At 36.9% G+C, this 13,004-nt stretch carries 12 protein-coding genes and 1 other RNA gene; 7 read left to right on the top strand and 6 right to left on the bottom strand.

The window, feature by feature from the left end; genetic code table 11:
* Positions 1–112 precede the first annotated feature (112 nt).
* Complete coding sequence (locus B3H30_RS20980; RefSeq protein ID WP_046672393.1) at positions 113–1,102, bottom strand: cation diffusion facilitator family transporter; 990 nt, start codon at positions 1,100–1,102, stop codon at positions 113–115.
* 266 nt (positions 1,103–1,368) lie between these two features.
* On the opposite strand from B3H30_RS20980, the gene B3H30_RS20975 reads away from it, so the two are divergent.
* The 3 genes from B3H30_RS20975 to ssrA all read left to right on the top strand — a co-directional run bounded on the left by B3H30_RS20975 (position 1,369) and on the right by ssrA (position 5,467).
* A complete protein-coding gene (locus B3H30_RS20975) occupies positions 1,369–2,574 on the top strand; it encodes a pyridoxal phosphate-dependent aminotransferase (protein WP_254667711.1) in 1,206 nt (401 codons plus the stop codon).
* 171 nt (positions 2,575–2,745) lie between these two features.
* Positions 2,746–4,776 (top strand): M3 family metallopeptidase, encoded by a 2,031-nt coding sequence (locus tag B3H30_RS20970; protein ID WP_070566160.1) that lies wholly within the window; start codon positions 2,746–2,748, stop codon positions 4,774–4,776.
* 323 nt (positions 4,777–5,099) lie between these two features.
* Positions 5,100–5,467: a transfer-messenger RNA gene (gene ssrA / locus B3H30_RS20965) on the top strand.
* Positions 5,468–5,625: 158 nt separating this feature from the next.
* On the opposite strand, the gene B3H30_RS20960 is transcribed toward ssrA, so the two are convergent.
* The 5 genes from B3H30_RS20960 to B3H30_RS20940 all read right to left on the bottom strand — a co-directional run bounded on the left by B3H30_RS20960 (position 5,626) and on the right by B3H30_RS20940 (position 9,312).
* Positions 5,626–5,820, bottom strand: a complete 195-nt coding sequence (locus B3H30_RS20960; RefSeq protein ID WP_070566162.1) for a hypothetical protein — start codon at positions 5,818–5,820, stop codon at positions 5,626–5,628.
* Positions 5,817–7,289, bottom strand: a complete 1,473-nt coding sequence (locus B3H30_RS20955) for a recombinase family protein (RefSeq protein ID WP_070566165.1) — start codon at positions 7,287–7,289, stop codon at positions 5,817–5,819. Before B3H30_RS20955 ends, B3H30_RS20960 begins: the two co-directional genes overlap by 4 nt.
* Positions 7,290–7,494: 205 nt before the next feature.
* Positions 7,495–8,316 carry an ImmA/IrrE family metallo-endopeptidase gene (locus tag B3H30_RS20950; RefSeq protein WP_070566167.1) on the bottom strand — a complete coding sequence of 274 codons (822 nt, stop codon included), beginning with the start codon at positions 8,314–8,316 and terminating at the stop codon, positions 7,495–7,497.
* On the bottom strand, positions 8,291–8,635 hold the full coding sequence (locus B3H30_RS20945) for a hypothetical protein (protein ID WP_070566170.1): 345 nt from the start codon (positions 8,633–8,635) through the stop codon (positions 8,291–8,293). Before B3H30_RS20945 ends, B3H30_RS20950 begins: the two co-directional genes overlap by 26 nt.
* Positions 8,632–9,312 carry an RNA polymerase sigma factor gene (locus tag B3H30_RS20940; protein ID WP_070566173.1) on the bottom strand — a complete coding sequence of 227 codons (681 nt, stop codon included), beginning with the start codon at positions 9,310–9,312 and terminating at the stop codon, positions 8,632–8,634. Before B3H30_RS20940 ends, B3H30_RS20945 begins: the two co-directional genes overlap by 4 nt.
* 85 nt (positions 9,313–9,397) lie before the next feature.
* On the opposite strand from B3H30_RS20940, the gene B3H30_RS20935 reads away from it, so the two are divergent.
* The 4 genes from B3H30_RS20935 to B3H30_RS20920 are packed head-to-tail and all read left to right on the top strand — an operon-like array spanning position 9,398 to position 12,122.
* Positions 9,398–10,234, top strand: a complete 837-nt coding sequence (locus tag B3H30_RS20935; protein WP_070566175.1) for an HU-CCDC81 and SPOR domain-containing protein — start codon at positions 9,398–9,400, stop codon at positions 10,232–10,234.
* 1 nt (position 10,235) lies between these two features.
* Positions 10,236–11,375: a nucleotidyltransferase domain-containing protein gene (locus B3H30_RS20930; RefSeq protein ID WP_070566177.1), complete on the top strand. Its 1,140-nt coding sequence runs from the start codon at positions 10,236–10,238 to the stop codon at positions 11,373–11,375.
* Positions 11,365–11,778: a hypothetical protein gene (locus B3H30_RS20925; protein ID WP_083295947.1), complete on the top strand. Its 414-nt coding sequence runs from the start codon at positions 11,365–11,367 to the stop codon at positions 11,776–11,778. The genes B3H30_RS20930 and B3H30_RS20925 overlap by 11 nt, the downstream gene beginning before the upstream one ends.
* Positions 11,779–11,789: 11 nt before the next feature.
* A complete protein-coding gene (locus B3H30_RS20920; protein WP_070566179.1) occupies positions 11,790–12,122 on the top strand; it encodes a hypothetical protein in 333 nt (110 codons plus the stop codon).
* The last annotated feature ends 882 nt before the right edge of the window (positions 12,123–13,004 follow it).

Here is a 13,004-nt window from a genome sequence, read left to right as displayed (position 1 = left end):
AGATACCTTTTTTTATATATATTTATATAACCTAGCTTTTTTTTAGTTTACTATACATGAAGAAATCAGAGATACCGTATGCCTGTTAATTAGGAGAAAGAAACAGTATTCCCTATTCGGCAATAGCATATAAAAAATGTTTTTGATTCCGCGTAACATTTTCCGTATCCCAAGAAATTCTTACCCGAAATTGCTCCGTACGAATTGGGCAATTGTTGACCTGACAATACTGGCAGCACTGTGGAAGACAAGGATCCGCATGAACAAAAAATTCGGTTCGTACCGACATCTCCTTATTGACAATCTTATCCACAGCAGAAATTTCATCGTGCACCTGGGTAAGGTCAAGGTAACGGGGAAGTGTGAGATGGCAATCTACATGGAGTTCGTTCCCATAGCGCTGTACACGAAGATTATGGACATCAATCCATTCATCTTTCCGATTGCGCTCCAAGATTTCAACAACATCCTGCACGAGTGCTGTATCCGATTCATCCATCAATCCACCGATCGATTGGCGAAGTAGCTTATAACCATTGAAGAGAATAAAAAGCCCCAATACAATGGAGATGACTACATCGATCCACAGGAAACCGGTCAGTTTCATCAACAATAACCCCAGTATCAATCCGACCGTACTATAGGCATCGACCTGCAGATGTTTTCCATCTGCCACCAAGGTAATGGAGCCCAATGCACGCCCGCGCTTCATGATATAGAATCCGACAGCAAAATTTAGCACAGATGTAATACCAATCAGATAAATCCCTTGTTCGAGGTGTGTTAACGCTGCAGGAAAGAAAAGATTGTAACAAGCCTTGGCTAAGATAATGGCTCCAGCGATGAAAATAAGTCCACCTTCCAAAAACACCGAAAAGAACTCCACTTTACCATGCCCGTAAGGATGATTCTCATCCTTAGGCTGTGCCGAAAGATAAATACTATAAAATGCAAAACCCGAAGCAATCACATTAACAATACTCTCTGCCGCATCTGTAAAGATTGCACTGGAGTCCGTTAAGAAGTAGGCAAAAAACTTCACAATCATCAGACCTATTCCCGTAAAAAGCGATAATAAAACCAATCTTCTTTGTCTTGACATGATGCTTATCTTTTATATGAACCGTTTATGAGCAAATGATGAAATGAGGACTAGTCAACATTTTTGTGAGCGCAAAGGTAAAGATATAACGACAAATCAGAACGATTAGTTTTGAACATCCAACGTCGGGGATCAATTAAATAACTGTGCTAAATCGCTTCAATAGCCCTTTTGTTAAAAAAGCCCAATAAAAGAGCTACTTTTCTTTGTAAATTCTCAAAAATAAAGAAGATTATTTGCAACGTATGTAATATCTTTGTCTTACCATGAGCACATCATCATACTTATCAGACAGGATAAATAATTTGTCCGAATCGGCTACACTTAAAATGACCAAGTTGGGCCGCGAATTAGCAGCAAAAGGCGTTAATGTAATTAGTCTTAGCGTAGGTGAACCTGATTTCAACACCCCTGAGCATGTAAAGGATGCAGCGAAGAAAGCCCTAGATGAAAACTGGACGCGTTATTCGCCGGTACCGGGATACCCTGAATTGCGCCAGGCAATTGTAAACAAGTTGAAGACAGAAAACAATTTAGATTATGATATCTCTCAAATTGTTGTTTCTACAGGTGCAAAACAATCCCTGTCTAATGTAATTTTGACTTTGATCAACCCCGGTGATGAGGTAATTATCCCAACACCTTATTGGGTATCATACTCCGAAATGGTCGTTTTAGCAGAAGGAAAATCGGTATTTATCAATACAGAGATCGACAATAACTTTAAGATTACACCAGCACAATTGGAAGCGGCAATTACACCAAAAACCAAATTGTTTATGTTCTCTTCACCAAACAACCCTACTGGAACAGTTTACAGCAAAGATGAATTGGCTGCATTAGCTGAAGTTTTCGAAAAACATCCGCAGGTATTTATCCTATCCGATGAGATCTACGAACATATCAACTTTGTAGACAAACACGAATCCATCGCACAATTTGAAAGCATCAAAGATAGAGTGATCATCATCAATGGTTTTTCAAAAGCATTTGCAATGACGGGATGGCGTTTAGGTTATATCGCTGCTAACAAAACCATTGCCGCCGCAAATGATAAATTACAAGGACAGACAACCTCAGGTACCTGTTCAATTTCTCAACGTGCGGGTATCGTCGCTTATGAACAAGGATTAGAATCTGTCAACAAAATGAAAGAAGCTTTCGCTCGTCGTCGCCAATTGGTATACGATCTATTGAGTGAAATCCCAGGTGTAAGAACAAATCTACCAGAGGGTGCATTCTATTTCTTCCCTAAAATCTCTTCGTTCTTTGGTAAAAAAGACCAAGATGGTAATGTCATTAAAAACTCATCTGATTTGGCATTGTACTTATTGAATGTTGGTCACGTAGCCACTGTAGGTGGAGATTCATTCGGTAACGACAACTACATCCGTTTGTCCTATGCAGCTTCAGATGAAAGTTTGATCGAAGCTTTAAAAAGAATCAAGGAAGCATTAGGAAAACTAGCCTAGTCGCTTATCCCAATATAAAAAAAGAGCTCATAGGAGCTCTTTTTTTATGCAGTGCCAATTCCCCATACGTTTTCGACACAGCTTAAACGCCGATTCGGTCAAATATCATCTCAGCTCCATAATTTAAGTAGATGCTATCGCTTGAAATAAATATTTATTACATTTACTCCTATGAGTATTTTAACAGAGAAATTTAAAACGCAGCACGACACGGCTCCGTTTTCACAGATAAAAAACGAAGATTATATTCCCGCATTTGATGAAGCTATTCAGCAGACAAAAGATGAAGTCGATGCAATCGTCAACAATCCCGAAACGGCAACGTTCGACAATACCATCGCTGCGATGTCCTACTCTGGACAGACACTAGATCGTTTGTCCAACATCTTTTTCAATCTTCATTCCGCTGAAACCAACGCCGATCTTGAAAAAATCGCACAGGATGTAGCCCCAAAATTATCTGCTTTAGGAAATGATATCACCTTAAATTTCGATCTTTTCAAACGAGTTAAGGCTGTATACGATCAGAAAGATCAACTGATATTGACGGCAGAACAAACGACTCTATTGGAAAAATCCTATAAGGATTTTGTACGCAACGGAGCTCTTTTGAATGATGAACAAAAAGGAAAACTCCGCGAAATAGATGCCGAGCTATCGCTTTTAAAATTGAAATTCGGCGAGAACGTCCTCGCCGAAACCAATGCCTACCAGCTGTTGGTAACAGACGAAAAAGATCTTGCCGGACTTCCAGAGGGTGCCATAGAAGCTGCACATGCTCTGGCTAAAGCCAACGAAAAAGAAGGCTGGCTTTTTACCCTGGATTTTCCAAGCTACCTTCCTTTTGTCACGTATGCCGACAATCGGGAACTTCGCAAAGAAATTACCCTCGCGGCAGGCCGCAAAGGATTTCAAGATAACGAGCACAACAACGTGGACAATGTCCTTAAAATTGTAAAACTTCGCTTCGAACGGGCCAAATTATTAGGCTACGCTACCCATGCCGACTTTGTCCTTGCCGAACGTATGGCACAAGACCCAGGCAAAGTCAAGGAATTTCTAAACGACCTACTGGGAAAAGCGAAACCAGCAGCAGTAAAAGAATTTGCAGAATTATCCCAATTTGCAAAAAACTTACATGGCATAGACCAACTGGAAAAATGGGATGGCGCCTATTATGCCGAAAAGCTGAAACAAGAACGCTTTAATCTGGAGGATGAAAAGCTCAAACCTTATTTCAAACTCGAAAATGTCTTACAAGGCGCTTTCGAAGTAGCGCATCGTTTGTTTGGCATCAACTTCAAAGAAGTCGATACAATAGATACCTACCACGAAGAAGTACAAACATTTGAAGTCAGTAAAGACAATGGTGAATTAGTGGCTATCTTCTATGCCGATTTCTTCCCGCGTAAGGGCAAGAGAAATGGGGCATGGATGACCTCTTTCAAACCACAGTACATTCAAGATGGTAAACAAGAACGTCCTCATGTCTCTATTGTCTGCAATTTTACGCGTCCTACAGCGTCAAAACCTTCGCTGTTGACCTTTCAGGAAGTGACAACATTATTTCACGAATTCGGACACGCCCTACATGGTATGCTCGCTGACAGCACTTATCCTACACTATCCGGAACATCTGTGTATTGGGATTTTGTCGAGTTACCGAGTCAGGTGATGGAAAACTGGTGCTATGAAAAAGAAGCCCTTGAGCTATTTGCCAAACACTATGAAACTGGCGAAGTGATCCCGATGGAACTTGTCGAAAAGATCCGCGAAAGCGCGTCCTTTCTTGAGGGGATGGCGACTATGCGCCAATTGAGCTTTGGGCTATTGGATATGGGCTGGCATGGACAGGATCCAACTTCGATCTCGGATCTGAAAGCATTCGAAGACGAACAGTTTGCCTCAACAAAACTCTATCCCGATGTCAAGGAAAATGCCATGAGTACCGCTTTCTCCCATATTTTCAATGGCGGTTATTCTTCAGGCTATTACAGCTATAAATGGGCCGAAGTCCTGGATGCCGATGCATTTGACTACTTTAAACAAAACGGTATTTTCAATAAGGAAATCGCGACTAAATTCAAGGATAATATTCTTTCAAAAGGTGGAACCGAACATCCAATGGTGCTATACAAACGCTTCCGCGGACAGGAACCTTCGGTAGAACCCCTATTGAAAAGAGCTGGATTGATCAAATAACTGGATTGATTAAATTATAAAAAAGCTGGATGTAAAATCCAGCTTTTTTATTGGAAACATAGGTATACCAAGAACTTCCTTGCCTATAAAAGTCCCTGTGAAAATACCGAGCATTCAGCCGATCAAATAACTTTTATTTCGCACTGTATAATTGCAAGCAACATTAATATTTCACGAATTCCATAGGTTTTTTCTGGCCATACCTGATCCTAAGTAATTTTATAAAGCGTCATTTGTTTTCCATTCAAAACCAGGGCATTAAACAAGAATCGCGTATATCTTGCCCATTTAGCAAAAAAATAGTACCTTTGTAGGACATAATTGGGGTTGACCGGAATTGACAGGATGGAGACGGTTATGTAAGCATGTAGTGCGTTGTTAGTAGAGCACTTTAATCTGAACTTTCAGAATTATAACTGGCGAAGAAAACTACGCCTTAGCTGCTTAAGTTAGACTTAACATAGCTATTTGTCCCGTTAGATCCTGTTCTTTGGTTTAACATTCGGGGCATCGAACAATAGAACTGGCAAGTGTGATGTTGCTAAGCACTTGTGAGAAACAGCAACTACGGCGTACGGTATAGGTAGGCGACTCACCTTCCCTCGCCCGACAATTAAAGAGAAGCTAAACATGTAGAAAGCGTATACAGTACCATGACTGGACGAGAGTTCGAATCTCTCCAGCTCCACTTAAGGAGACACTTAACAGAAAGTGTCTCCTTTTTTTATACCCATAAAAACTTGTTAGACAAACGGTTACACCCCATTCCTTTAGAGTTCGAAAATTTTAACAAAATTATTTAGTCTTTGGTTATCAATGACGCAAAAAATGAGGTTTGTAGCCACTCTCCTACCATTTTTCCTGAGTTCGATATCTCCTTAAGGATTCGGCATCCAAGCTACATGCATCAACGCTGTAGTATTTGGCCATTAAATATAAAAAATCTAATATAATAGCAGTCTCTTTCTCATTTACATGAATTCCATTTTTAGCTAATATCGCCATTGCTTTATTAACGGAGATCTTTTTTTCTATATAATTCATGGCTGTTGTATCTGGGATATTTTTGGTAGCAATATTTTTGATAAGGCACTATCAAGATGCAAGGATACACTTCTCTTCTGCAAGTCAAATCTATTAGGTGGTATTAGGCTGACCAAATGCATCTTATCTGCAGTTTCTAAATGTTTAAATACTTGAAAAATATCTATGAACGAAACTGACATCAACTCACGATGCTTCTTATAGTTTTCCAATTTAGTATTTACATTGGAAAGTTCTCCTTTAATACTTTGAGAATTGATTTGATATTCTCTTTTAATAGCGTAGTAGTCATCATTTCCTAATACAGAAGCTACAAATAGTTTTCTTGCTTGGGAAAGTAGTAACTCCTGATCCCTTAATCTTCGAACTAACATGTTGCGTTCCTGTATATCTTCTGCTTTCTTTATATTTATATTACAATCCTCCAAAATACTACTAAATAGTTTAGTCACGTTTTGAGAAAGCTGTAGGCTCTGAAGTTCACTACAATAAGCGTCGTTAAGAGTTAACGCATTTACTCTTGCCTTACATTTAGCATTACAATGATAATAAGGATATCTTTTTGTTTTGCCTTTAGAGAAGCTGCCACAAAGCCTTTTGTAGCAAATAGGACATAGAAGAAAACTTTTCAGATAAAAAGTTTCATTCAATTCATTAGTTTTAGACGTAACTACTCTTTTTCTAGTAATAATACGCTGAACCTCATTAAACAATACTTCAGAAATCAAGGGGGCATGAATTCCCTTAACCATTTGCTGCTCTTTTGAAGAAATCTTTATTGAGATAAGGCCACAATACACCGGATTACGTATAATTCTAAAAAAATGTGAACGTGAACATTTTAACCCCTTTGCATCGGCCATCTTTCGGATATGATCTATCTTATTGATGTTCTTGGCCAGTTGGCGAAATATCCATTTTATAATATCAGCTTCAGGTTGTTTGGGTACAATAATTTTTCTTCCATCAATCCCTGTATTATTAAGGAAGCCTAAAGGCGCTTTGCCAGGAAATCTTCCCATTTGTTTTGCGCGACGAATTCCATTAGCGGTGTTCATGGCCCTTCTACTGTTCTCCGCTTCTGGTACCGATAGATAGACAGCTAGCATAACTGTACTTTCAGGAACAGAAAGATCTATTGGTTGGTCGATCGCTATAGGTGTTGTATTGTATTTACGTAACAAGCCTATCATTTCATAAGCATATTCTATATTTCGACTGAATCGATCCCATTTAATAAATAGTATTTTCTTATCTTCTCTTGGCTTCTGCTTGACTATTGCAAGCAACTTTTTCCATTCTGGTCGATTAAAATCTTTTGCCGAATAGTCTTCTCGATAAATACCTAAAACTTTAATACTATTATAATGGCAATATTTTAATAATCTATCCTCTTGTTCCGGCAAAGAGTATCCCTTTTTCTTTTGTTCGTCTGTGCTTACACGGACGTATAGATAGGCTGTTTTCATAACATTTTACTTTATAATACATAACAATTTTTTAAGAATTAAGGATCATAGGAGCTGATGATACTGCTGCTGAAGAAACAACCTAGTTAACTAAGCTTTGTAAGGATGTAGATATGTCTAAACGAAAATGTGATTTTAAGACTTCCAAAGCACTAGCCCCTAGAAGAATAAGACGGAAAAGATAGGCCGCGTAGTATTTAGCAAATTAATACCATATAATGGTTAATACCATATTATATTTTTTTGCGTAGATACAATACTCAGTTATTTTAAATGTATTAGGTTCACAATTAGTGTAATTGAACCAGTCTTCTGCGAATAAATCAGATTGAGGAGTGGAATACTCGACATTTTTGGAATAAAATTCTGAGGTTGCTGTACAAACTGGTATTGATCCTTTTATTGATTTCAAGTATTTGAATCTAAAATCTTTACCTTGCCAATTCCAAACAATTTTCCCTCCTTTACTACAAACTACCATTAACGGAACCTTTTCAAGATTTATATAACGAAGTAAAAAAGCTGTGGCACTTACCTGATATTTTTTTGTAATTTGATCAATGAGTTCAGGACCAAACTGCTTTTTATCACAGTCGTTCTGTATTTCGTTTTCAGGCATTAGCAGACAACTAGCAAAATAATCTGCTTCTTTTTCAATAATTATCTCTGATTTGAAATTAGTATAGGAAGGATGAGACGGAGCGAAGCCTTCTTGAAGTGCGATACGGTGTTCATCAATATAATAATGGCCAAGCTCATGGGCAAAGGTAAATCGTGATCGAGGACTTCCCTGCGCAGCTTTGTCTAGATTCATGTAGATATGAAATTCTCCAGAAAGGTGCTCTAGCATTCCATCAAAGAAATCCTCGTAATGGCCGTAATTAAATGTTAAGCCACTTCCGTTCGCTATCCTCTCTAGATCTACAGGAAGTCCATAATCAAATGTCTCAAATACTCCCTCCGCCAATTTAGCTATAACTCTCTTTCTTGCAATTTTCAGTTCAGGTTTTTGATTTTTTTCTGTCATCCAACATTTTTTGTCTTAATGAGTCAGTCAACGTTTTGCCATCCCGAGCTGCTTGCGCCATATTTTGAACAACATTTTCATCAGCTACAGCATTAATTGTCCATTTTTTTTCCAATTTTCCTCTTTTGAGAATTTCATTTGCTGGAGGTAGTTTGGAAGCAACTTTTTGTATATCCTTTATATAACATGCTTCGAATTGTTCAATTTCCTCTTCTGTAATAGGAAATATACAACCATTCCCCTTAAGGGATCTAATCAACCTACTTTCGAAATCTGAAAGATCATCCAGATTATTCAAAATTATTTTAAGATCGCTCATCTTTTTGTTTTTGAAAGTAAATAGTCAACTTGTTTTTTCAATTTGTCTAGGGCACGCTTTTTAATCTGCCGCCGATTTGGTTCTGTGATATTAAAAACTTTATTTATTCTTTCAATTACATCTGAAGGAATATTTTTTCCATCCTCACTAAACTGGTAACACATAAGCAAAACGCCTCGTTCTTTTTCATTTAACGTATTTAGTGCCTGCTCTAGTATTTCTTTTTCGAAACAGGCCGAGTTTTCGTTCTCATGATACTCTACTTCTGATTCGAGGACTAATATATCCTCTACAATAGATAACCTCGAATTCACCTCAATTGTTCTCAACTCTTGATAAAGTTCATTTCTCGCAATTCCAAAAAGCCAACTCTTAACAGCCAATAGTGCCTTATCCGAATCTTTATGATCTGTTCTAAATTGTGCTGATTTTTTATAAGCATTTAATAACGCATTATTAAAAATAACTTCAGCTAACCCATCGTATAAGTTTTGATATGGTTTGCAAGCCTTTACACAAGCAACCATAAAAGACGGAGAGACAATTTCGTAAAAAACATTAAAAGCCAAATTCGCTATAGCAGGCTCTTCCTCTGCCATAGCCATATATTCCATTAAAGTAAGGACAGATTCCTTTCTTAAATCTTCAAGTGAAACAAAAGACGAAGCGTTATCCATTAAAGTTATTTGGTTAATTATATGAGAATCCGTTACAATATACGGCTTTGTCACGGATTCTCATATATAACAGAAAAGAAAAACTATGATTATATCTTACATAATTTTATTTATCCTATTAGCATTATACCTAATATTAGGAAATAATCTTATAGCTAACAAAGCAATTAGTGATCTGATACATGAGCTTGCAATTGGAGGTTTGGGAACAATGATAGGAATAGCCATTACTTCAATTCTTATGCTAAAAGGGAAAATTTGGGTATGCCTACAAGCAGCTACAGTCCATCGATTCAAGCACATACGAATATCGGCAGCCTACATTTTCAAAATTGAAATTGACGGAAAATATCTTTTAGTAAAAGGTAGAAATATTGACCAATTCCAACCCGTAGGCGGCGTGTATAAAAGACTTGCGGAATCATCTACAATCTTCCAGCAGCTAGAAATTCTCGATGATAAAAAGATTCCAATTTGTGATACCACACGACATGATTTAAGACTTAGAATTAAAGGGAAACATTTACACAAATTTTTACTGTGGTTCGATTCTCAGAAGGAGAGAGAAATATCTCACTGGCGGGAATTCTGCGAAGAATTAATATTAACAAATATTCTTGACAGGGTAAAGTTCCCACATGTTAATTACAAATTTCTGTATAGAAACCCTTTGTATATTCACCATTCTATTTTTTATGAATGTCCGGAAATACTAATTCATGAAGTTTTTGAATTTATACCCAATGAGTCACAAAGATTGGAGTTAAAAAAATTACTGGAAGAGGAAAAAGCTGACTCAATCTATCATTGGGTATCAGAAGATACTATAAAACGATTAGGTTACACAAACGATAACAGAAAACCATTTTCGGTAGCTGAACATACTATTTCATTATTCAATAAAGATTTTAAAGTAAAATAACATGAAAAATATATACATACCAAATACATTCAATCAACAACTTGATGACTTACTTAACAGAATTGCAGAGAAACTTCAATTGGACGATACTAGACGATCATCAGCCGAAAGAAGCTACAATGCTGTATCCGAATGGATAGAAGCTGATATCGGGTTTTTCAAAAATGTTCTTTTTAACATTTACCCTCAGGGATCTTATCGCATTGGAACAAACGTCAAACCATTAAATGGAGAGGAATTCGATTTGGACATTGTTATCCATATGATGCTGCCATATGAGAGCTTCGACCCTATAGAAGTTCTCAATGAACTTGAAAGAAGATTAAAAGAACACGGTCAATATAAAACAATGATTCAAAGAAAAAACCGCTGCATTAGGATTATATATGCTAACCTCTTTCACATTGACATATTACCTGCTTTCCAAGAGTCTGATCTAGATCCAAATAAAATCGTTGTCCCAGACCGTCTTTTAAGAGATTGGACCCCTAGTAATCCAAAAGGCTATGCTACCTGGTTTGAATCAAGATATGTTACTAGAAATCAATTGTTACTTGAAAAGGCGCTTCGGGCGGAAGATTTGCCAGAGCAGATTCCATATCAATTATTACAGCCAATTCAACGGGCTGTTCAATTAATCAAACGTTTTCGTGATATATATTTCAAAGAAAATCCCGACGATAGTACTTCAAGTATTATACTAACCACTGTTGCAGGAATGTTTTATAATGGAGAGGCTTCAGAATATGAAGCTATCAAAGGCATAATCAATAGAACTTATAATGCCTTAGCACTCTGCGACGGAATTATGGATATTGTTAATCCAGCAAATACTGAAGAGAAATTTTCAGATAAATGGATTAATGAACCCAATCTTTATAAGTGTTTTAAAAAATTTATTTCGGACTTTAAAAACCTATGGGATAAAATTGATAATTCTAAAGGTATCAGCGGAATCCTCGACATTCTAAAGGAAATGTTTGGTGAAAATACGAGTACAAATTCTTTAATTGAACAATCGGAATATATCACCAAGGCCAGAAATGCACAGCAGCTAGGAGTAAATAGGACAAATGGATTGATCACAAAAGTCTCTCCAGCCGCTACTCTGGTAGAAAAAAACAATTTTTATGGAGAATAGGTACAGCACAATAAGAAAATATACTGCGATGCAGCAGTATTTGGATTTTAAGAAAAATCTCCCTGGATGGAAAATCCAGGCTCATCACAATGGATTTACAGCTAAATCAAGTATACAACCATCGCCATTAAGTGAATATTATGAAGTAAGGATTACATACAAGCAAGATTGTTCTCCCAAAATAGTAGTATTGAACAACAAACTTAAACCAAGAACCCCAGGTGGAAAAATAAAACATACTTATAATGATGGATCTTTATGCTTATACTATCCACGAGCAAAAGAATGGACTGCAAAAGATCTCATATCACAAACAATAGTACCTTGGATATCTGTATGGCTGTATTTTTATGAAATATGGCATGCTACAGATTTATGGCTTGGAGGAGGAATTGAACATTAAATTAAATCAATATGGCAATAATAATTAAAACTACTTCGCCGACGGAGCTTTTAGCGGCGATAAAAAAAGGAATCAATGAAGATAAAATTCGAACTTGGACTTATGACAGTGCGGGTGATTTTACACATACACCAGAACAATGGCAGTACGAAGCTTGGTTAAGACCTCAAATTCTCCCTGGCGAGCTTAGATTTGGAATTTTGGGACGAAAAAACAAAGAATTAAGCACTGTTATTTATGGAATATATCACGGACGGTTTATTGAAATGTTGTTAAGTCATTTTGATAAGCAGTTTTCCACCGCTCAGGCAACGGCTCAGAAAACTTCGCCAGACAATTTTTAGAGCTTTAGAAATTTCAATTGTATAATCTTAAAACATCTAAAATGAAATCTTCAGAAGTAAGTTTCCAAAGTGGATCATCAAGTCCATTTTGGAAATTATTTTATCCCACTTCCTTCAAAAGGTAATTAAACATGACGAAGCTCGGAACTGGATTTATCAAATTATAATATTTTACTTTAATTAAGCTTTAAAGTAAAATAATAAAAACGGCACCCAACTAGAGATTTTGAGTATTGAAACCACGCAATTCCGAGGTGAATTGAGCAATTGAACAAAACCAAAAAAACAAGTAAATATGGATTTGGAACTTTTCAACTTATTATTCAAATGGTCAAAATTATCCATATTGCCTAGTCATCTATTTTCTAATCTAGATGGTTCTGCAAAAATAGATCATATTTAGCAACCACTTTAGGACTTGACGCAGAATGTGAATCGAAGCAATTTTATAAGGGAAGAAGAATTTTAATATGTTCGTATGTTTAACAAATGTTCAAGAAAAGCATTTGTGTTAATAAGCTGGTTGGCGGAGAAGAGGGGAATCGAACCCCTCAGCCCTCAAATCAGGAAGCTGGCATCGCTTGGTCTTAACTTTACTGAACTATCATGGGGTGGTGATTCATACCAATATCTCCGAGAGGGCACCACGCCAGATTTTTTTACCAATAAATTTCACATTTATTTTCATAATTCCTTGTTTTACATGTTCATAAATCATTTCCAATATTGCGTGGAGAACAACGCCGAACACTACCCCAAAGGCCCAATGAAGTATAAGAGCTAAACCAACAGTAACTCCCAATATTTTTAACAGGCTAAAGATACGAAATTTTGATTTATCTTATTATGTTCAAGCACATCTGTCCTAAATAAATTTTAGGA

It is taken from the genome of Sphingobacterium sp. UBA7038 (assembly GCF_002494055.1).
Classification (GTDB): Bacteria; Bacteroidota; Bacteroidia; order Sphingobacteriales; family Sphingobacteriaceae; genus Sphingobacterium; species Sphingobacterium multivorum.
Note: the sequence above shows the minus strand (reverse complement) of the source record. Positions and strands in the feature narration are given on the sequence as shown.

What these genes read in the sequence shown, in the direction of transcription:
- B3H30_RS20980 (WP_046672393.1), bottom strand. Translation starts at nt 1,102, where the DNA reads ATGTCAAGACAAAGAAGATTGGTTTTATTATCGCTTTTTACGGGAATA.
- B3H30_RS20975 (WP_254667711.1), top strand. Translation starts at nt 1,369, where the DNA reads ATGAGCACATCATCATACTTATCAGACAGGATAAATAATTTGTCCGAA.
- B3H30_RS20970 (WP_070566160.1), top strand. Translation starts at nt 2,746, where the DNA reads ATGAGTATTTTAACAGAGAAATTTAAAACGCAGCACGACACGGCTCCG.
- B3H30_RS20960 (WP_070566162.1), bottom strand. Translation starts at nt 5,820, where the DNA reads ATGAATTATATAGAAAAAAAGATCTCCGTTAATAAAGCAATGGCGATA.
- B3H30_RS20955 (WP_070566165.1), bottom strand. Translation starts at nt 7,289, where the DNA reads ATGAAAACAGCCTATCTATACGTCCGTGTAAGCACAGACGAACAAAAG.
- B3H30_RS20950 (WP_070566167.1), bottom strand. Translation starts at nt 8,316, where the DNA reads ATGACAGAAAAAAATCAAAAACCTGAACTGAAAATTGCAAGAAAGAGA.
- B3H30_RS20945 (WP_070566170.1), bottom strand. Translation starts at nt 8,635, where the DNA reads ATGAGCGATCTTAAAATAATTTTGAATAATCTGGATGATCTTTCAGAT.
- B3H30_RS20940 (WP_070566173.1), bottom strand. Translation starts at nt 9,312, where the DNA reads ATGGATAACGCTTCGTCTTTTGTTTCACTTGAAGATTTAAGAAAGGAA.
- B3H30_RS20935 (WP_070566175.1), top strand. Translation starts at nt 9,398, where the DNA reads ATGATTATATCTTACATAATTTTATTTATCCTATTAGCATTATACCTA.
- B3H30_RS20930 (WP_070566177.1), top strand. Translation starts at nt 10,236, where the DNA reads ATGAAAAATATATACATACCAAATACATTCAATCAACAACTTGATGAC.
- B3H30_RS20925 (WP_083295947.1), top strand. Translation starts at nt 11,365, where the DNA reads ATGGAGAATAGGTACAGCACAATAAGAAAATATACTGCGATGCAGCAG.
- B3H30_RS20920 (WP_070566179.1), top strand. Translation starts at nt 11,790, where the DNA reads ATGGCAATAATAATTAAAACTACTTCGCCGACGGAGCTTTTAGCGGCG.